This window comes from Psychrobacter sp. JB385 (assembly GCF_900163785.1).
Lineage (GTDB): Bacteria > Pseudomonadota > Gammaproteobacteria > Pseudomonadales > Moraxellaceae > Psychrobacter.
The window spans coordinates 14,828-35,328 of record NZ_FUKN01000005.1 but is presented as its reverse complement, the minus strand read 5'-3'; the positions used below and the strand labels follow the sequence as shown (position 1 = coordinate 35,328).

The following is a 20,501-nucleotide window of genomic DNA, read 5'->3' as shown; positions in this document are numbered from 1 at the left end:
ATTGAATCTAATACCTACTTTTGTCATCAGCTTTGCTTTTATTATCAGCTCTGTGCTTATTATTGGTTTTGCTCACTCTCATTGAGATTCATGGTTGCGATCAAATCTGTGAATTTATGTCCCTGCACTGAGACGTGGGCTTTTAATATGGTTTCAGCCAACTCTTCATCATGATTGATGATAGCATCCAAGATGTCTTGATGTTCTTTAAAAGAATGTCGCATCCGATTGCTCACCCGCAATTGTAGCCGTCTATAAGGGTGGAGTCGATTGTGCAAGTTAATCGCTTGCTCTATCAAAAATCCGTTATGACTGAGCCGATAGAGAAAAAAATGAAACTTACGATTGGCTTCATAGTAATCCTCGGAATTGTCTTCTAACAAGTACTCTTCGCAAAGATTGTGCAACGCTAAAAGCTCTGCTTTTTCTGATTCACTGATTCTTCTTGCAGCCAATCTGCCACACATGCCCTCAAGCTGCGCCATGACCTCAAACATCTCACAAAGCGTCACGACATCTAGAGTAGGGACAATGGCGCCTCTGCGCGGACGAATCTCTACCAATCCTTCAGAAGACAACAGCTTCAATGCCTCGCGAATCGGGGTTCTTGATACCCCATATCTCTCACACAAATCTGCTTCATTCAGTTTTGTACCAGGCGGAAAATGCCCGTAAATAATATCATCTTCTATTTTTTTACTGATTTGCAAAAATAGAGGCAGATCATCGATTAAACTCATAAAAACCCTTTTTGTATACAAAATACATAGATAATAAATACAATTTCGTTGCGCTTTTCAATAAATTGTTTTAGATTATAGCAAGTCAGCGGAAATAAGCAGTCTTTTAAACGGACAAGTTTTATCACGATTTGTGACGTTACAGGAATAAAAGACCGTTTTTACCTCTGCTTGCCGCTCGCTCTTATCTAATGCGACCTCTATCTCAAACGGATTGTTGATAGAGACTCTGTAACTATAATCAAGGACGATTATTATGATCATATATGGCACTGCTTTATTAGCAGTTAGTTATCTTCTCGGCGTTTTTCTTGGTGGACTGTTAGGAAAATTATTAGGCGTTGATGCCAATATTGGTGGTGTCGCTATCGCAATGATTCTACTCATTGTTGGTAAAGAGATGCTTGCCAAAAGAGGCTACCTTCCTAAGGCGACTCAATTCGGTGTTCTATATTGGGCAGGGATGTATATCCCTATCGTTGTTGCTATGGCGGCGGGTCAAAACGTGGTCGCTGCATTGTCTGGTGGCATGGTAGCAGCAGTTGTCTCTGTTATTGCGCTTATTGCAACTATCTTGGTCGTACGCTTACTCAATAACATCGGAAATGATTACGATACCTTTACTTGGGATGAGACTGAAGAACCTCGTGAACAATTATGAGTGTTTCATCAGTATTATTATCATGTCATAAGAGAACTAAAACCACTAATTTAATAGCGCAATGGAGTAATTAAATGGACTTAATTATAGAGACGCTCACTAAAAATGCCTTTGTCACGGCACTTGCAATCACAGGTCTTGTGATGCTTTTCTCCCAATTATTATCAAAGTACCTCACTAACAATAAACTGCAAGCCTCTGCTATTGCCATTACGCTTGGGTTAGTTGCCGCCTATTTTGCTGGTTTATATACTGGCGGTGAAAAGGGTATCTCTGACATAGCAATTTTTTCTGGTTTTGCTCTGTTAGGGGGATCGATGCTTCGTGATCTTGCTATCTCATCAACCGCTTTTGAAGTCGATGTAAAAGAGATAAAAAATGCTGGAAAGATTGGTATTGTTGCCTTGATATTAGGTTGCGTCATACCATTTGTGGTAGGGGCTGGTGTCGCCTGGTCGTTAGGGTATAAAGATGCTGTCTCTATGACCACCATTGGTGCAGGCGCGATGACTTATATTGTAGGACCTATTACAGGGACGGCAATTGGAGCAAGCTCTGATGTGATCGCTTTATCTATTGCCATTGGTTTGATCAAGGCCGTATTTTTTATGATTGCAACCCCTCTGCTTGCTCGATTCATGTATCTCAAAAGCCCTCGCTCAGCCATGATTTTTGGTGGTTTGGTAGGAACGACTAGTGGCGTGGCAGCTGGATTGGCAGGTACAGATGTACGATTGGTACCATATGGTGCTTTGGTCGCTACTTTTTACACAGGACTCGGTGCTTTATTAGGACCGTCTATATTCTTTTTAACGCTAAATGCCTTCTTTTAATAAATAGTCTTTTAATAACCAAATTTTTAATAGCTCGACTTTTGATAACCAGTTTTTGATAAATAGAAAAAGGGAATCTTATGAACACGACCATAAACGAAACCACATGGGACACACAAAAAACCAAACGGCTGGCAAAGATTCATGCGGCGGCCGAAAAGGGATTAAAAAAACTGGTCCCAAATGATAGAGTGGTTGAGCTGCTCGAAACCGTCATTGCTCGTGAAGACAAAGTCTGTATAGAAGGTAACAATCAAAAACAAGCTGACTTTTTGTCCGAATGTCTCTCTCAATGTAATCCTGATGTCCTGAACAACTTGCATATTTTGCAATCGGTATTGGCCTTACCCAGTCACATCGACATATTTGAAAAAGGGATTGCCAGCAAAGTCGATTTTTCTTTTGCAGGCCCGCAAGCCTTACGATTGGCAAAATTGGTTCAAAAACAGCAGATTCACATTGGCTCAATTCATACGTATCTTGAATTATACGGCAGATATTTTATTGATTTGACGCCAAACGTCTGCCTAATCACAGCCCATTCAGCAGATGCCAATGGCAATCTGTACACTGGCTCAAATACCGAAGATACGCCTGCTATTGTAGAGTCCACCGCATTCAAAAGCGGTATCGTCATCGCACAGGTCAATGAGTTGGTAGATGACGTGCCGCGCGTTGATATTCCCGCAGATTGGGTGGATTTTGTCATTGTAGCGCCTAGACCCAACTACATTGAGCCGCTGTTTACGCGTGATCCTGCTCAGATTACTGATGTACAGATTTTAATGGCCATGATGGTGATTAAAGGCATTTATGCACCGTATCAGATTAAGCGTCTTAATCACGGTATTGGTTTTAATACCGCTGCTATCGAGCTGTTGCTGCCCACTTATGCTGAAGAGTTAAACTTAAAAGGCAAAATATGCACGAACTGGGCGCTCAATCCGCATCCAACGATGATTCCTGCGATTGAGAGTGGCTTTGTTGAAAGTATTCATAGCTTTGGCTCAGAAGTGGGTATGGATGACTATATTCAGCAGCGTCCAGATGTCTTTTTTACAGGCAGTGATGGCAGTATGCGCTCTAACCGAGCCTTTAGCCAAACAGCAGGCTTATACGCTTGTGATTTATTCATTGGTTCTACCCTGCAAATTGACTTGCAAGGCAATAGCTCGACGGCGACTGTTGACCGCATTGCTGGGTTTGGTGGTGCGCCAAACATGGGCTCAGACCCGCACGGACGTAGACATTCGAGCTACGGCTATCTAAAAGCGGGACAAGAAGCGACTGACGGACGCGTGATTAAAGGTCGTAAGCTTGTGGTACAGCTGGTCGAAACCTTCCGTGAAAACATGAATCCTGTCTTTGTCGAAGAGCTTGATGCGTGGCAATTACAAGAAAAAATGGGCAGTGATTTTCCGCCTATCATGATTTATGGCGATGATGTGACCCACATTGTGACCGAAGAAGGTATCGCCAACTTATTGCTGTGCCGCACACCAGAGGAGCGAGAGCAAGCGATTCGGGGGGTTGCAGGCTATACCGCGATCGGTATGGAGCGCGATCATGAAAAAGTAAAAGAATTACGCGCGCGCGGCATCATCCAGCGTCCAGAAGACTTTGGCATCGATATCTCAAAAGCAAATAGAGACTTGTTGGCAGCAAAATCGGTCAAGGATTTGGTCAGATGGTCTAACGGCACTTATGCGCCGCCAAGTCGTTTTAGAAACTGGTAATCAGGTTTTAAAAAAGGCGAACAAAACTGCTAAGGATACAACTATGAACTTAATTAATTATACATTTAAATCAGAACCCTTTGATGTGACCACAAAAGACGTTATTTGCGGTGTGGTTGGCTCAGGCAATCTAGAGATATTGGTCTCAGCATTGGACGACAATGAGCAAAGCAAGTTTATGATCAACACTTCAGTCGCAGGTTTTGATCATATTTGGGAAGCCGTTATCCAAGAATTTGTCAATCGTTATGCGGTGGGCGGCTTACAGTTTGAAATCAACGATATGGGTGCAACGCCTGCGGTCGTGAGCCTGCGCCTGAGCCAAGCGATTAACATTTTAGAGGGGGAAGCACATGAGTAATTCCAATAATAAAGACTCACACCAAGAAAATTCACACATTCAAAAAAGTTTCTATGAAAAGACTGCTCGTAATCGCATTGCCAGTATCGTCGATAACGGCAGTTTTGTAGAAATTCTCAAACCCGGCAGCGTGCCGACCAGTCCCAATCTTGCTTCATTAGATATTACGGGCAGTTTTGATGATGGGGTCATCATCGGTAAGGCAACCATCAAAGAAGATGCCGTTTATGTCATCGCTCAAGAAGGTCGCTTTATGGGCGGCGCTGTGGGCGAGATGCATGGCGCAAAAATCGTTGGCATGCTACTCAAAGCGCTTGAAGAGCAGCCAAAAGCGGTGGTGTTTTTGGTAGATTCTGGTGGCGTGCGTTTGCATGAAGCCAATGCAGGCTTGATTACCATCTCTGAGATTATGCGCGCGATGCTTAAGGTTCGTAATGCAGGCATACCTATTATTACTGTTATCGGCGGTACGAATGGCGCATTTGGTGGGATGGGTATTTGTTCTTGCTTGAGTACGCACATTATCATGACGGAAGAGGGACGCTTGGCACTGTCAGGGCCTGAAGTGATTGAAACCCTAAAAGGCGTGGAAGAGTTTGACTCTAAAGACCGCGCGCTAGTGTGGCGAGTGACGGGCGGTAAGACTCGTTATCTGCTTGACCATGTGCAAGTGTTGGTCGAAGACGATATCGATGAGATTACGCAAGCCGTGGCGGATAGTATTGGTCTACCAGTTGCCACTATAGATTTGGCCTATTTGCAGCAACAACAGGATGGCTTGCAACAACAATATGATCAATGGTTTGGTGAAAAAGACAGTATCGCCATTTGGGAAGCCATGAATATAAAAAATCCTGAATCTATTTCTATGCTGAGCGCCAAGCAAATTAGAGCCATTAAACAAGGATAATATGATGCAAACACAAACTATTTTAGCCGAATTGTTTCCCAATGAGCTTGAGTATCAAATCGATAATTGGGTCATACGCGGCAGTGCCAAAACCAAAATAGGTAAGGTCGAGATTATCGGGACGGTGGATTCAGCAGCCATTAACCAAGCCATCGCCATCAGACTCGCCAATGAGGTCTTGGACGTCATTGCTCAAGGCAAAAAAACACCGATTGTCTTTATTGTTGATACCCAAGGGCAGGATTCTTCTCGCGCCGATGAGCTGCTGTGTCTAAACAGAACGTTTGCGCATTTGGCGGCGTGTGTCGATTTGCTCAGACGCAGTGAGCATCCTAACTTGGCCATTATTTTGGGCGAGGCGGTCAGTGGTGGCTTCTTATCTTATGGTCTGATGGCGAACCAAATCTTTGCTCTTCAGTCGAGCCAAGTCAAAGTCATGGATCTCAACGCCATGTCAAGAGTGACCAAGATACCACTAGACAAGCTTCAGTCTTTGTCCAAGACCTCGGCAATCTTTGCCCCTGGTGTAGAAAATTTCTATAAAATGGGCGCAGTGGATGAGATATGGGTCAATCTTGATGAGCAGTTGGTAGAAAATGCCATTGAATCGCAACAGACGCATATTCAGGATTTTTTGACGGACAATCGTCGTCAGGTCGCCAAAGAAAGAGAGGGTCGTCTACTGTGCAATGAAGTGGTTGATAAGGTTTTAAGTGCTTAAATTAATCCGTCTATTGGATATATTTAATCCAATTTAAAAAGAGTAAAGTTCTACTGGAGTAAATTTTACGAAGCCTCTGTCACGCTTGCGAACAGCCAGCAAGGAAAATTTATACCAGTAGAACATGATTGCTTTCTATACCATTTTTATGTTGGATTAACTGTAGGCCAATAAATAGATAGCTAAAGAAATGGCTGAATAAATAGACAAATAGGTGGTTTGCATGCATCGTCATGACTTAGTCTACTTACAACCAAAAGAAGCATTTACCTTGTTAAATGCTTCTGTGCCTTTATCTGTCATTCAAGCCATTAACCACATGATTGAAGCCAAACAGCCTTTCACAGTCTGTCGGCAAAACACACCGCACGTCTCAAAAGTCGCCACCAGCCACATAGAAAACCACTGCAAATATAGACTTGCGCTTGAGTTGTCTGCGCCGCCTCAAATCACTACTTTACCATTAGCACTTGAGACGACGATATCCAGCCTTCCTAAAAACCTTCAAGAACAGACGCGGTCTTTTGTCAGACAGTGTTGTGATTTGAAAGCCAATGCTTATGTGTACGGCTCTTTTGCCAATCAATACTTTACCAATCTGCCTTTTGTCACGCCCACATCAGATCTTGATATTTTAATCATTGTTCATGAGATGGATAGGCTAGCAGAACTATTAATAAAAATTGAAACCTTTAAGCAATTTGCCTTATCCGTAGCGAACTTGCGAGTCGATGGGGAAGTCAGATTGCATGGACAGAAAGACGTGTCATTTAATGAGCTTAGTCAAGCCTTGGTGTCTGATATACCGACCGTGGTTATCAAAACGCTTCATGAGGTTGAGCTACAAACAATAGACGTATTACTAGGATGGAATACAGATGAGTGTGAACGTTTTATCGACGCCCACAAGCGACGTCTTATTTTCTAAACAGGTCATTTGGCAGCAAATCGATGATTTTGCGCTTGATGCGTTATATGAAGAGATCAACCTTGAAAACAAACCGGGATTGGTTTGCCCTTCAGGCAATGGTAGCCATGCAGATATGGATTATGGTACGTTTATCGCCAGTATCCAATCGCTGCGCGGGTATTTTGCGACCCTCAGCGCCTATGGTCATGACAACAAAGATTTTGACGATATAAAAAAAGCAGGCATCGAGCAAGAAATAAAGATGCGCCAAGCGACCAACAATATAAATACGCACAAAGGCGCTATCTTTAATTTGGGCTTTGCTAGCGCCGCGATTGGTAAATGTCTACAAGACAACCAAACACTGACCACGCAAAATATTTGTGCACAAATCGTCGAAAGCTGGCAGTATGACTTGACGCATCGGCTAGAGCGCAAAGCTGACAGCCATGGGCAGCAAATGTATAAAAAATATGGCGTGACAGGCGCGATAGAAATGGTCGCAACGGGTTTTCAAATCATTCAAAACACAGCATTGCCTTGTTTTTATGAGACGCTTTATCGTACTCAAGACTTTGAAAAAGCCGCCATGCAAACCTTAATGACATTAATAGCGTCTTTATCGGACACCAATCTGGTCTGGCGCGGCGGCATGGCTGACTTGACCAATGCCCAGACCATGGCAACACAGTTCTTACAAGCAGGGGGCGTCCATCAACCTAAATGGCGTCAAGCAGTCAGTACGATCAATGACTATTTCATTCACCGTAACCTTAGCCCAGGCGGCAGTGCAGATTTGTTGGCGGTTACGATTTTCTTTTATAAGGTCGAAAATGAGTTTAATCCTTCTGTTTAGTGGGCAAGGTCTACAAGGTCAGCGGCACATAGAAGAGGTGTTAAATGACACCAGCGAACACGAGCAAGCATTGCTAAAAGATATGATGCCAGATCTATTCGCAAACGAGATTGATAGTGCTTTTGCTGGCGAGACAATATTCAACAACGAGATTGCGCAGCCCTTTATTTATACCTTGCAGTATCATCGTTGGCAGAAGCTGCGCCAGATGATTGAAAAACCCATTGCTTTTGCTGGCTATTCCTTGGGCGAAATCAATGCGTTCTGCTGTAGTGCAGAGCTGGATTTTGAGGCAGGATTGACACTGGTTCAGCAAAGGGCCAAGCTCATGGAAGAAGACGTCTCGGCGTCTAGTGGTTTATTATCGGTACAAGGGCTACACAGTAGCGAACTTGAAAAATTACTTTTAGAAACCCATACCTACTTGTCTATTAAAATTGGTGAAGACCAATTCATCATTGCTGGGCACAATGAAAATCTGAGTCAGGCGGAACAACTGGCGCAAACGCTCGGCGCACGAAATACCAAGTTACTTAACGTCTCTGTTCCTTCTCATACCAAAATGATGCAAGCCGCTGCCGAGAAATTCCGAGCATATACTGACGCAATGACCATGCCAGTGATGCAAACCCCTATTATTAGCGCGACTGAGGGTATAAAATACTACACTGCCAAGCAAGGTCTACAGATTCTTTCAAGTCAAATTGATCATTCGTTGGACTGGTATACGTGTATGGAAACCATTCAAGAGTATCAGCCCAGTATGATTATCGAGATGGGTCCTGGCAATGCATTGTCTAAGATGATAAATAATTTGATGCCGCATCTGCCTTGTCGAAGCTGGGATGACTTTCGCCATGTTGATGGCTTGTTAGAATGGGTAGCAAAAAATAAATAGACGCAAGCAAATTGATGTAAGCGAAGTCAAAAATAAGCACCACCAAAGATGGGTAAATAAAAGGCAGGTTCGATGTTGTTATATGTATGGTTTGTTATTGCAGGAGCATTTGCTGGTCTTTGTGCAGGTTTGTTCGGAGTGGGCGGGGGCATGGTTATCGTGCCCGTCTTGGTATGGATTTTTACCTCTTACCAGTTTTCGCCTGAAGTGGTGACTCATCTAGCCGTTGGGACGTCTCTTGCCACCATTGTTGTGACCTCGATCAGCTCCTTGACAGCCCATAATAAACGCGGCGGTGTACGCTGGGATATCTGGCGCAATATGGCATTGGGCTTGGTTATCGGTAGTCTTGTGGGTGCGGGCGTCGCTGATGCGATTGATGGCGACTCTTTACAAGCCATCATTGGGGTTGGTGCCTTAACGATTGCCCTAAAAATGCTCTTCTTTTCGAATAAGGAGCAGCCAAAAAAACCTTTAACGCCGCCAAGCGTTCAGTTTGGTGCAGGTACAGGTATTGGTTTGGCTTCGTCTATCTTTGGTATTGGCGGTGGTAGCTTAACGGTTCCGTTCTTGAATTGGGCAGGTTTGTCCATGAAGCAGTCGGTAGGGACAGCCGCCGCATGTGGTTTGCCGATAGCCTTGGCAGGCGCAGCAGGTTTTGCGTGGTTTGGTAAAGACATGACCAATCTGCCTGAGGGTACGATAGGATTCGTGCATATCACTGGTTTTTTCTGTATTTCGGTTGCCAGCTTTATCACAGCAAAAATTGGTGCGAAACTTGCCCATCAACTGCCTGCATTGATGCTAAAACGTGCTTTTGGCATTTTGCTCGTATTCGCGGGTAGTCAATTGTTATTAAGTGGTTTGGGCGTCATCTAACACTATTTTTTGTCAACATTGATGCAGCTTTCGACAGTATTTGTCTGATTGGCTGCATTCTCCTATCGGCTTGGATATATAACCAAGCTCAGAATAATATCTCATAATCACTAGCACCAATGACTTTGGGTGCTCATCTAACTGCGTAAAATATCTATGACATTATCCCTTCATCGCCTATACTCATTCCGCCGTTGTCCTTATGCCATGCGTGCGCGTCTTGGTCTTTTATTTGCCGAGCTGTCTGTCGAGCTGCGAGAGATAACGCTAAAAAACAAACCGACGCAGATGCTAGCAATCAGTCCAAAAGGTACGGTTCCTGTCTTACAGCTAATAGATGGTACTGTCATCGAAGAAAGCCGAGAGATCATGATGTGGGCGCTTGAGCAAAATGATCCGCAGGGACTATTGGACACAGCTGTCTTGTCGCAAGCTGAGGCTCTGATCGCGCAAAATGACAATGAGTTCAAATATTGGCTGGATCGCTACAAGTATGCCGATCGCCACACTGAAATGACCCAAACTGAGTATCGGCAGCGCGGAGAAGTGTTTTTACAGGTATTAGAAGCGCGGCTGACTAAAAGTCGCTACTTATTAGGCGATAGTGTGACCGTTGCCGATATCGGTATCATGCCCTTTGTGCGCCAATTCGCCCATGTGGATCGCGATACTTTTTATGATTTGCCGTATCCAAAATTGCAACAATGGCTACAAGATTGGTTAGCGCATCCCTTATTTTTGCAAGCCATGGTCAAGTTTCAACCATGGCAAGAGGAAGATGAGGTTGTTATTTTTCCCTCCAACCCTGAGTGATAGGGTTGAGATAATGGGAGTATTGAATATAAACATGGGTAGGAAAAAACGTTATTCGATGGCGTTATTCAGAAATATACAGTAGCATTCACCAGCATCTCATAAGGGCAGTGGCAATAGAGCATTGCATTATAAAGATGCAAAATACAGTGAAGCAAACCTGTTAAAAAAAGAACATTTATGCAAGATTATTGATATAAGGCACATCGCTATGGAACAAAGACGGAACCCTACGCAACCAACATCAGATGCTGTAGAACACAGACCGGTATTCATGCCTCGCGTCAACAGTGACAACTTGGTAAAAACGGACATGGTGAGGTTTGAGCGGCATGTGGGATTCGCGAGTAGACAAAAGAAAAAATCTATCAATGATATGCATCAAGTTATCCGCAAAAAATACGGCTTCAGTCATGTTTTAGAGCTGTCCAGTAAGTCTGGCAACAAGTTAAGTTTTCTGCTAAGTCCTTTGAGCTTGAAGCTTACAAATGAGGATGGTAGTCAGTACAGTGTTGAAAATGCCTTTCAAAGCAGTATGATTTTTGAGGACGGTGGCCCTTATACTGACTTGCTCAGTGCTCCACCAAGACAGGCCAGAAAGGACGAGCGCTTAATGACCTCGGGTGAACTGATTGGCTATAATTATCTTGGTATGGAATGGAGTGTCGAGCCATTAACCACGTTTTATGATTGGCTGTATGTAAATGCTCTAAAACAAAATCCTCAGCTGCATGAAGAAGTGATGCAGTATCAGGCTTTTACGGATCTTGAGTTCAATCCTAAAAAAAGAATTCACTGCGCCGCTTATGCGCTAGCCATGTTTGTGGCGCTTAACAAACGCGAATTGCTTGATAATGTTGAAGACCCAATGACATTTTTTAACTTATATCATGAATTTAAAATCAGTAATACCGAGAACCTTTTAGAAGCAGGTTGGGTCTGATTATTAGACCCTTGATAAAAATTGAATCTATCAAAAGCGGCGATACAAAAGCTTATGTACCGTCGCTTTTTTTTGTGCATTATTATTTCGCTTAATACTAATTAAATACGGTTAGTACTGATATTTATTGCGGTTGGCCTTGAGAAATAATAAAAACACAATGACAGCCAGCATCTCTGCAATCACTACTGACAGCCAAATACCATCCACGCCCCACAATATAGGAAACGTCAATACTGCCCCCACCTCAAACACCAAGGTACGCAAAAATGAAATAGTACCTGAGACTAAACCATCATTGAGTGCGGTGAAAAACGCTGAGCCAAAGATGGCAAATCCTGCAAATAAAAAGGAGAATGAGTAAAGCTCAAACGCACGTTCTGTCATTGCCATCAGCTCAGGATCGTAGCCGACGAACAGTTTCGACAATAAAGGCGCAAACAACTGCGCTGTGCCAAACATAACGATCGCAAAAACCGTCACAATGGTTAGCCCTTTTCTGAGCAGACTTTTTAACTCCGTATGGTTTTTGGCACCAAAGTGGTAGCTAATAATGGGTGCCGTCCCCATTGAATAACCGATAAAAATAGTGAGAAATATCATAGAGACGTACATCAGTACACCATAAGCTGCGACGCCATTTTCGCCTGAGATTTTGAGTAGCTGCATGTTGTAGAGCATACTCACGATAGACATCGACAAGGTCGTCACCAGCTCAGAGACGCCATTACTGCACGTTTTGAGTAACGCTTGTATATCAAAACTGGTTTTGGTGAGTCGTAACAGACTGTTGTTTTGACGGCCAAAATAAATGAGCGGAACGATAGCGGCGACCAATTGACTGATGGCTGTGGCAGCAGCAGCGCCCTCAAGCCCCAGTGAGAACTCAATGATCAATACCCAATCAAGAGCGATATTCGTAATGCCAGCCGCAATAATGACGAACATACCCACCATAGGCTTGCCTGCCGCTGCAAACAGCATATTGAACTCAAACTGCAAAATAGTAGCGGGTAGAACCATCAAAATGATGCGCCCATAAGTCACGCAGTCTTCGAGCATCTGTCCTTCAGCCCCCAGTGCTGAGGCAATGTGGCGAATAAATATGACCCCAAAAATACTTAAAACTACGCCCATACCGATTGAGGTATAAACCAATAATGAGAATATTTGGTTGGCTTTTTCAGGTGCTCCTTCTCCCATGGTTTTGCCAATTAAGGCACTGCCACCACTGCCAAACATAAAACCGACAAACCCAAAAATCATGATCACTGGCATGATGAAATTGACCGCGGCAAAAGCAGTTTTTCCCACATAATTGGACACAAAAAATCCATCTACCACCATATAGATAGAGGTAAAAACCAACATGACAATCGCAGGGAGCGCATATTTCAAAAGCTGTTTATAAGTAAAATGATCAGAAAGTTGCATGGTATTGCTCATTTGGCAAAAGGTGATGTATCAAAATTATGGTTTGTGTGAGATTTTTTTGAGGTGGTATTCTATCTGATGTGCTTTAATATAAAAGTTACTAAGTATAGGATTTTCCGATAGATGAATCTTTCATTAGATCAAATTCAAGCGTTTGTCGTCACCGTAGAGACAGGATCGTTTTCTGGTGCTGGTCGTCGTCTTGGCAAAGCCCAATCATCAATCAGCGCAGCCGTGGCAAATTTAGAAGTCGATTTAGACAATACGCTATTTGTACGTAGTGGCCGTTATCCTGTTTTGACGCCAGAGGGAGAGAGGTTATATGCTGAAGCAAGATTGATCCTTGAGCGCTGTGAGTATTTTCGCGGCGTAGCAAAGAACTTGGGAGAAGGGATTGAAGCCCGATTGGTTTTGGCTGTTGATGAGCTTTATCCATCTGAGTGGCTGACTGATATACTGGATAGATTCTCAAAGACTTTTCCTACTGTGGAGCTTGAGGTTTTATTTCCGCTTATGGAAGACATCAGTCGTTTGGTATTAGAGCAAAAAGTGGATTTGGGCATTACTTTGAGCCAAGATGACATACTGTCTGCATTGAACTTTCATACGCTTAGATCAATACCGTTCAAGGTTGTCTGTGCACCGACTCATGAATTGACCCGCGGGCAAGTCAGTTGGGAAGACCTCAAACGCTATAGACAAATCGTGGTTGCAAGCTGCCATGATAACAATGAAAAAATACGATTCCGTATGGCAGCTGATGTTTGGTGGATTCAGACCCAATCTGTGGCGATCGATCTGTTACAGCGTAATTTGGGTTGGGCTTTGCTGCCAAAAAGTGCGGTTGCTAGTGCATTAAACAGAGGCTCACTGGTTGCACCTGCTTTGGCGTTTGATAACCATGACTTTTTAGTCCCCTTAGATGTGATATGGCATAAAGATCGTCCTTTAGGTAAGGCGACTACTTGGTTAAAGCAGGCAGCGATAACTTTTTCAGGGTAGCGTTTTATCATCAATAAAACACTGATTAATCATAAAACATCTCGCAAAAGCGCTGACGAAAATTTTTGTCATTTATCTTTAGGTTTCGTCCTACTTCTTAAACGTCATACTCCAAATGTAAATATACTCAGCGACTAGTCATTAAATGAGAGATATTATCCTTGTGTTTTGATAACGGTATATCCAAAAGTGTCTGAATAAGAGACAATACGCTCATAAGCTCATCATATAAAAAGGCAGTATCAAATGACCGATAGCAATCCATATAATTTTTTACCACTACAGCCGACAGGCAGAAACGAGACTAATACGGCCAACACTTACGCACCTGAGGATATGGTCAAAATATATGAGCAGCAATTTCTGATTGAAGTTCCTGAAGATAGGCTGACTGAGTTTTTGCCAGCGCTAAAAGCCTTTTATGATATTGACAATCATACCTTGGATGTTAGCGCTGTGATTTTTGATGCGATCGCAGATGCGAGTATCATTTATAATCACAAAATCAAAGTAGGTGGTTATCAGCTATTTGGCGGGTTGATAGAAGAGTCGATTGAATATGATGAAGATCATGCAGAGGGCGAAGAGGCTCAGAATGAAGAGCTTCAAGCCTATACGTTAGAATGTCAGCGTACCTTTTTTATTAATGAGGTAGAAATACCTTATCATTTTAATTTGTTCATTTATGGCGATGGTTATTCTACGTTGACCAAAAAAGAAACAGTATTAGAAAAAATGTATTGGTTCGTCAGAGCCAGATTCGAAGAGAATCTATTAGAGAGTTCTGAAGATAATGACAGCTTAACGTCTATTAATGCGCAGCTCACGAGCTTAGGTATTCGTGAAATGGATCTAACGACCATGGATGAGATCGTAAGCTATGTAGAAAACAACATCATAGATGATGCCATGGTGGAAGCGCTGAACAAGTTATTAGATGATGCGGAATAGTGCCAAATCCAAACTGGTGAAGATTTTTGAGTTGAAATGCGTTTTTTGAATCTTTGACGTCATAAATAATGGCTTTTGACGCCATACTAATTCATGCAATTGTGAGTATATTTTTAATTTGATGCGCATTTCTTTCAAAAATAGGGGCTAAACTTCCCATCTAGTGTGAGCCATTTTGTTGCTAATAATCCATTTAATTCAGGCTTTTTTTTAGCAAAACAAGCTTTTTATAAGGTAAAAACGGTGTTTTATGTTTAACAATTCCTCGACTCGTTTAAATAAATACATCAGCGAGAGCGGTATTTGTTCTCGCCGCGATGCTGATCGCTTTATCGAACAAGGCAATGTGTACATCAATGGCAAGCGTGCTCAAGTAGGCGCGCAAGTGGTGGCTGGAGATGCGGTAAAAGTGAATGGACAGCTTATTGAGCCACGCGAGGCCGATGATTTTGTTTTTATTGCACTAAATAAACCCGTGGGTATTGTGAGCACGACAGAAAGCTCTGAGAGAAACAACATCGTTGATTTTGTGAGACATGGCGTACGTATCTTTCCGATTGGTCGCTTGGATAAAGACTCCCAAGGTTTGATTTTTTTGACCAACAATGGCGACTTGGTAAATAAGGTACTGCGTGCTGGCAATAATCATGAAAAAGAATACTTGGTGACGGTGAATAAGCCGATCACGGATAGTTTTATTGAAGGTTTGGCAGGCGGCGTGCCCATGCTTGGCAAGATGACAAAAAAGTGCCCAGTGACTAAGGTGGCGCCCACCGTATTTAACATCACGCTAGTGCAAGGTTTGAACCGTCAAATCAGGCGTATGTGTGAGCACTTTGGTTACGAAGTTGTCAAGCTTGAGCGTACGCGGATTATGAATGTCAGCCTTAAAGGTCTCCCAGTTGGAGATTGGCGTGACCTGACGCCAAAAGAGTTGTCTGTCCTGCTAAAAGCTGTGGAAGATTCTTCTTCTGATGTCGGCAATCCAGGGAAGAAATCTCGTCATGCTCCCCGAAAAAATACTCACAATGACAACTCTTCAAAATCAAAAGGCTCGGCAAAATCTAAGGGAGCAGCAAAGACAGGTGGCAAACGTCCCAATGACGGTGCTAAAAAACCAGCAGGGTCTAAAGGGAGTGCTGGTCGTCCTTTTGGTAATGGTAAAAAGACTGGTGGCAATGGTAGGCCTACTACAAATGGCAAGCGTCCTGCAAAAGGCCGAGGGACGAAGCGGTCTTCAAAACCATAGGTTAGTATATGCTCGTCAAATGTGTAAGCTCTATTTTTAGAGATGCTACAAAAAATCCAAACAAGTTACGTTGTTTGGATTTTTTTTGCAATTTGATGGTGTTGGTCAAGTAATTTAATACTTTCGAAGGTGGGTGTGGGAGGGATTTTGCAACTGTAGATACTTGAGTAATAACTCTCAAAATCAGCGCTTAGGGTTTAAAATAGTAGGACAATAAGCTTCCTTGACTGGTTTTATTTTCCCAATCAGATCACGTTTGCGCCGTTACGCAGCGCTAATTTACAGTGGCAAAAATAGTACCGTTTTGGTTCGCTATCTTTGTCTTTTTAATGGTTGCTAATTTAAATGCAAGATAGAAGCTATACACGTTTTCTGTACATAATAACCTCACCATCGAGCTATTAGCTTACCAAGTTTAACTTTACAGGGTCTTCAGAAGCGCTCACTATATTTGGTACCTATCTAGGAACTAATAACTGGCCTAAAAACCAATGACAGACCTAAGAGCTAATAAATGACTGATTTTCAGGAAGCAGTTTGAAAAAAGGCTAAAGAGTGCTATTGGCTTGGATAAGTTTTAAGGTACGTTTTTATTTCGTAGAATTTATATTCCCTCAAGCGTGGTTCGAACCGATAAAGCAATTGTGGTCAATCGATCCTCGTTTATAAGAAATAAGGAAACTGCCATGATTCGTGCTGATGCCCGCCACTCCGGCACAACGCTGCACCCGTTGTATGCGTTTTTTTTGGCTGGAATGGTGCCTCTGTTTATTGGAGTCTTACTCAACGATTATGCCTATTGGTCAAGCTATGAGCTGCAATGGAAGAACTTCGCTTCTTGGATGCTGATAGGTGCGTTAGTGTTCAATGGCTTAGCTTGGCTAGGCTCAATTTTTTCTCTGGTTCGCGCTGATGATCGTATGGGTAAACCAATTATCTATTTTCTGTTGCTGCTGGCGACCTTCGTGCTGGGTATCATCAACTCGTTCATTCATGCAAAGGATGTCTGGGCCAGCATGCCGACCGGGCTGATTCTATCTGTTATCACTGTTGTCTTAGCCTGTATTGCCACTTGGATTGGCCTTGCTAGCTGGCGTGTTGGAGGTGCAAGATGAAACCACTCAATCTTTTATCGATCGCTTTAGTCGCTGCTCTTTTAAGTGCATGTGGCGAAAATAATGTAAGCGATGCAGAACAGTTGGGTGCCAATCCGACTTTGCCTGAAGCGCAACGTGGCCTAGTACCCACCTTGAAAATTGCTAAGCCCGCAGGTTGGGGTGATCATAGACCTGTCGTACCGTCAGGCTACAAAATCGAAGCCATTGCCACTGATTTGCAGATTCCGCGGCAGACGCTGATCTTGCCTAATGGTGACATTCTAGTAGCTGAGGGCAAGGGCGGTAACGCGCCCAAGCTGCGTCCCAAGGACTTCATTGCAGGTTATCTTAAAGGAAAGGGGACGACTTCGGTCAAAAGCGGTAATCGTCTGACTCTGCTGCGTGACAAGGATGGTGATGGTACTTACGAGACACGTTCTGTATTTGCTGAGAATTTAAACGCGCCTTATGGTCTTGCGCTAATCGGTAATCAACTGTACGTCGCCAATCAGGATGCGGTGGTACAGTTCGATTATCAGACGGGTCAGACGACTGCTAGTGGGGCGCCACGCAAACTCACCGACCTGCCTAGCATGGTCAATCATCACTGGACTAAGGCAATGACGGCCAGCCCAGATGGTAGATTCCTGTACGTGGGCATTGGTTCCAATAGTAACATTACTGAAAACGGATTGGATGTAGAGGCGGATCGCGCTAGAGTTTGGGAGATTGATGCCAAGACTGGCGCTCACAGGCCATACGCAACAGGACTGCGTAATCCAACGGCGTTGGCTATCCTGCCTGGCACTGACCAGTTATGGGCGGTCATCAACGAGCGTGATGAGCTTGGCCCACGACTGGTACCCGATTACTTGACCTCGGTTCAGGAAGGTAAGTTTTATGGTTGGCCTTACAGCTATTGGGGACAAAATGTCGATACGCGAGTTAAACCGCAGCAACCTGATATGGTCGCTGCTGCAATTGCTCCAGACTATAGCCTTGGATCGCACAAAGCGCCTTTAGGCCTAGCGTTCTCAACGGCAACCATGGGTGGCAAATTCACAGAAGGGGCATTCATTGGTCAGCATGGTAGTTGGAACCGTTCAGACCCAGCGGGTTACAATGTTGTCTTTGTGCCATTTAGTAATGGCAAACCCGCTGGAGATCCGATTGACTTTGTTACGGGCTTTCAGGGTGAAAATGACAAGACTTTTGGTCGACCAGTGGGGGTGACTGTTGATCCGAAAGGAGCACTCATTGTCGCTGATGATCTGTCTAATACCATCTGGCGAGTAACACCAACACGATAAGTGGTATATGAAAAAACTTCCTGCGTGAGTTGCCCTAACTCATGCAGGAAACTGAACACCCCTTAAAAATTAGATAAAAAAAAGCCTCGCTACTTGATAAGTAGTGAGGCTTTTAGTGCTTTTTCAAGCCATATTTGGAGCGGGAAAAGAGATTCGAACTCTCGACCCCAACCTTGGCAAGGTTATGCTCTACCACTGAGCTATTCCCGCTAAATCATCTGATAAACAATCTATCGTCTAGATGATGACGAGGTATTATACGCAGTTTTTTTTATGTGTCAACACTTATGACGAAAAAAAATAAACTTAGTAAAACAAGCATGTCATCCAAGGCTTGATATATGTTATAACAGTTTATTATATTATGTATTCCAAAAGCTTTGATGGAAATAAATAAGCTGGAATGCCTTTTATAATTCACTTCAATTATATAAACAATATCGACCCCTATAATAATGAGTCATAAGGATAAAGGAATGAGCCAACAATATACCATCGCTGATTATCTGTTTGATCGTATCGCGGAAGCGGGTGCGACTGAAATATTCGGTGTCCCTGGTGATTTTAACCTAACTTTTTTAGATAACATTGTCGCCTCTGACAAGCTGCGCTGGGTGGGTAACACCAATGAGCTCAATGCAGGTTATGCGGCTGATGGCTACGCACGTGAGCGCGGGTTTGCTGCGATGGTAACCACTTTTGGGGTAGGGGAGCTGTCCGCTATCAATGCCACCGCTGGTTCCTTTGCTGAGTATGCTCCTGTATTGCACGTGGTAGGTGCACCCAATACAGCATTGCAAGATTCAAAAAGCCGCATCCATCATACCTTGGGTGACGGCATATTTAACCATTTTATCAAAATGGTGGAGCCTGTGACGGTCGCGCGGGCGCATATTACACCAGAAAACGCGGCCTCAGAGATTGACCGCGTGATTCGTGTGATACTCAAAAAGCATCGTCCAGGTTATTTATTACTATCGCCTGATGTGGCGCGTCAGCCCATTTATCCACCAACGACCAAACTTGATGACAGCCAAGAAGACATCACCAGTCAAGCGGCTTTATCAGATTTTAAAAAAGCGCTGATAGAATTTTTACCAAACAAAACCACGACACTCATGGCAGATTTGATGGTGCATCGTTTGGGATTGCAAAACCAGCTAAAAGCACTGATTGCGGATACTGATATTCCTTATACAACGCTGTCGTGGGGCAAGACGCTATTGGATGAAAACAGCGATCGTTGGGCAGGAACATATGCTGGGGTGGCATCCCGTCCCATCGTTAAGGACGCTGTAGAAAACTGTGAGTGTTTGATCAAAATTGGTGTGCAATATACCGATACGACCACGGCAGGATTTAGCCAAGACATTGATGAAAATGTGGTGGTGGATCTGCATTATGAGCGCGCCTCTATCAGTGGTCAAAATTTTGCACCCATTGCTTTAAAAGACGCCTTGCAAGCTGTGCATGAAGTGATGACCTCTGGCATCAATATCGTACCAAAATCCTTCTGTGAGCCAGTCAAACCGCATGAGCAGAATGGCAAAGACGATGAACCTATTCGCCAAGATGATCTTTGGCATATTATTGCTGAGCGTTTAGATCATAATAACTTGGTATTCTCTGAGCAAGGCACAGCGTATTTTGGTATTAGCGATGTGCGCTTGCCAGAAGGCGTAACCTCTTATGGTCAGCCAATGTGGGGCTCAATTGGTTACACGTTGCCTGCCAGCTTGGGTGCTGCTATTGCCTCACCAGATAAACGTAGCGTTCTACTGATTGGTGATGGCTCAGCCCTATTAACTGTGCAAGAAATCGCTGTGATGATTCAAGAGCGTATCAATCCAGTTATTGTACTGGTAAATAATGACGGCTATACCGTTGAACGAGCGATCCATGGTGAAAACCAGCACTACAATGACATTCCAAAATGTAATTGGCAGCTAATCCCACAAGCCTTTGGTGCCACAGAAGACAACAGCTTGATGCTAAAGGTAGAAACGGCTGGCGAGTTAAAATCTGCTCTCATAAAAGCCTCTGAAACCACGGACAAACTGGTTATGATAGAAGTGATGGCAGATAAGCACGATATCCCGCCACTGCTGGCTGATATCAGCGCAGCGCTAAAACCAAAAGCCGATTAAACACTGATAATCGCTTTAATTGTAAAACAAAACCCCCATTTGGCTAGAAG

At 43.6% G+C, this 20,501-nt stretch carries 20 protein-coding genes and 1 tRNA gene; 18 read left to right on the top strand and 3 right to left on the bottom strand.

All coding sequences use genetic code 11. From position 1 onward, the window contains the following. Window positions 1–59: 59 nt before the first annotated feature. Window positions 60–740, bottom strand: coding sequence for a GntR family transcriptional regulator (locus CZ794_RS02305; RefSeq protein ID WP_087040027.1), 681 nt, complete (start codon window positions 738–740; stop codon window positions 60–62). A gap of 256 nt (window positions 741–996) precedes the next feature. On the opposite strand from CZ794_RS02305, the gene madL reads away from it, so the two are divergent. The 12 genes from madL to CZ794_RS02245 all read left to right on the top strand — a co-directional run bounded on the left by madL (window position 997) and on the right by CZ794_RS02245 (window position 11,261). Further along, window positions 997–1,401: a malonate transporter subunit MadL gene (madL, locus tag CZ794_RS02300; protein ID WP_087040026.1), complete on the top strand. Its 405-nt coding sequence runs from the start codon at window positions 997–999 to the stop codon at window positions 1,399–1,401. Window positions 1,402–1,475: 74 nt separating this feature from the next. Then, window positions 1,476–2,234: a malonate transporter subunit MadM gene (gene madM / locus CZ794_RS02295; protein WP_087040025.1), complete on the top strand. Its 759-nt coding sequence runs from the start codon at window positions 1,476–1,478 to the stop codon at window positions 2,232–2,234. An 80-nt stretch (window positions 2,235–2,314) separates the two neighbouring features. Next, window positions 2,315–3,970 carry a malonate decarboxylase subunit alpha gene (gene mdcA / locus CZ794_RS02290; protein ID WP_087040024.1) on the top strand — a complete coding sequence of 552 codons (1,656 nt, stop codon included), beginning with the start codon at window positions 2,315–2,317 and terminating at the stop codon, window positions 3,968–3,970. Between the two features lie 43 nt (window positions 3,971–4,013). Further along, window positions 4,014–4,331, top strand: a complete 318-nt coding sequence (mdcC, locus tag CZ794_RS02285) for a malonate decarboxylase acyl carrier protein (RefSeq protein ID WP_087040023.1) — start codon at window positions 4,014–4,016, stop codon at window positions 4,329–4,331. After that, a complete protein-coding gene (locus tag CZ794_RS02280; protein ID WP_087040022.1) occupies window positions 4,324–5,241 on the top strand; it encodes a biotin-independent malonate decarboxylase subunit beta in 918 nt (305 codons plus the stop codon). The genes mdcC and CZ794_RS02280 overlap by 8 nt, the downstream gene beginning before the upstream one ends. A gap of 1 nt (window position 5,242) precedes the next feature. After that, window positions 5,243–5,962: a biotin-independent malonate decarboxylase subunit gamma gene (gene mdcE / locus CZ794_RS02275; protein ID WP_256958837.1), complete on the top strand. Its 720-nt coding sequence runs from the start codon at window positions 5,243–5,245 to the stop codon at window positions 5,960–5,962. 223 nt (window positions 5,963–6,185) lie between these two features. Then, a complete protein-coding gene (mdcG, locus tag CZ794_RS02270) occupies window positions 6,186–6,890 on the top strand; it encodes a malonate decarboxylase holo-[acyl-carrier-protein] synthase (protein WP_087040020.1) in 705 nt (234 codons plus the stop codon). Then, window positions 6,841–7,728 (top strand): triphosphoribosyl-dephospho-CoA synthase MdcB, encoded by an 888-nt coding sequence (mdcB, locus tag CZ794_RS02265; protein WP_087040019.1) that lies wholly within the window; start codon window positions 6,841–6,843, stop codon window positions 7,726–7,728. The genes mdcG and mdcB overlap by 50 nt, the downstream gene beginning before the upstream one ends. Then, window positions 7,706–8,626: a malonate decarboxylase subunit epsilon gene (gene mdcH / locus CZ794_RS02260; protein ID WP_087040018.1), complete on the top strand. Its 921-nt coding sequence runs from the start codon at window positions 7,706–7,708 to the stop codon at window positions 8,624–8,626. Before mdcB ends, mdcH begins: the two co-directional genes overlap by 23 nt. A gap of 72 nt (window positions 8,627–8,698) precedes the next feature. Continuing rightward, entirely contained in the window at window positions 8,699–9,505 is an 807-nt protein-coding gene (locus tag CZ794_RS02255) for a sulfite exporter TauE/SafE family protein (protein WP_087040017.1), read from the top strand. Window positions 9,506–9,661: 156 nt separating this feature from the next. Then, a complete protein-coding gene (locus tag CZ794_RS02250) occupies window positions 9,662–10,318 on the top strand; it encodes a glutathione S-transferase (protein WP_087040016.1) in 657 nt (218 codons plus the stop codon). Window positions 10,319–10,529: 211 nt separating this feature from the next. Continuing rightward, entirely contained in the window at window positions 10,530–11,261 is a 732-nt protein-coding gene (locus tag CZ794_RS02245; protein ID WP_087040015.1) for a hypothetical protein, read from the top strand. Window positions 11,262–11,372: 111 nt separating this feature from the next. Here the strand turns inward: CZ794_RS02245 and CZ794_RS02240 are convergent, their stop codons facing one another. Further along, window positions 11,373–12,695 (bottom strand): MATE family efflux transporter, encoded by a 1,323-nt coding sequence (locus CZ794_RS02240; RefSeq protein ID WP_218778296.1) that lies wholly within the window; start codon window positions 12,693–12,695, stop codon window positions 11,373–11,375. Window positions 12,696–12,818: 123 nt separating this feature from the next. On the opposite strand from CZ794_RS02240, the gene CZ794_RS02235 reads away from it, so the two are divergent. From CZ794_RS02235 to CZ794_RS02215, 5 genes are all read left to right on the top strand, one after another. Further along, window positions 12,819–13,697, top strand: a complete 879-nt coding sequence (locus CZ794_RS02235; RefSeq protein WP_087040013.1) for a LysR family transcriptional regulator — start codon at window positions 12,819–12,821, stop codon at window positions 13,695–13,697. Window positions 13,698–13,943: 246 nt separating this feature from the next. Further along, window positions 13,944–14,648 (top strand): hypothetical protein, encoded by a 705-nt coding sequence (locus CZ794_RS02230; RefSeq protein ID WP_087040012.1) that lies wholly within the window; start codon window positions 13,944–13,946, stop codon window positions 14,646–14,648. A gap of 250 nt (window positions 14,649–14,898) precedes the next feature. Next, window positions 14,899–15,897, top strand: a complete 999-nt coding sequence (gene rluF, locus CZ794_RS02225) for a 23S rRNA pseudouridine(2604) synthase RluF (protein WP_087040011.1) — start codon at window positions 14,899–14,901, stop codon at window positions 15,895–15,897. Between the two features lie 686 nt (window positions 15,898–16,583). Beyond that, on the top strand, window positions 16,584–17,012 hold the full coding sequence (locus tag CZ794_RS02220; RefSeq protein WP_087040010.1) for a DUF2231 domain-containing protein: 429 nt from the start codon (window positions 16,584–16,586) through the stop codon (window positions 17,010–17,012). Beyond that, window positions 17,009–18,304, top strand: a complete 1,296-nt coding sequence (locus CZ794_RS02215) for a sorbosone dehydrogenase family protein (RefSeq protein WP_087040009.1) — start codon at window positions 17,009–17,011, stop codon at window positions 18,302–18,304. The genes CZ794_RS02220 and CZ794_RS02215 overlap by 4 nt, the downstream gene beginning before the upstream one ends. A 135-nt stretch (window positions 18,305–18,439) precedes the next feature. Here the strand turns inward: CZ794_RS02215 and CZ794_RS02210 are convergent. Beyond that, window positions 18,440–18,514 (bottom strand) — tRNA-Gly (locus tag CZ794_RS02210). A 266-nt stretch (window positions 18,515–18,780) separates the two neighbouring features. Between CZ794_RS02210 and CZ794_RS02205 the strand changes: the two genes are divergently transcribed. Next, a complete protein-coding gene (locus tag CZ794_RS02205) occupies window positions 18,781–20,451 on the top strand; it encodes an alpha-keto acid decarboxylase family protein (protein ID WP_087040008.1) in 1,671 nt (556 codons plus the stop codon). The last annotated feature ends 50 nt before the right edge of the window (window positions 20,452–20,501 follow it).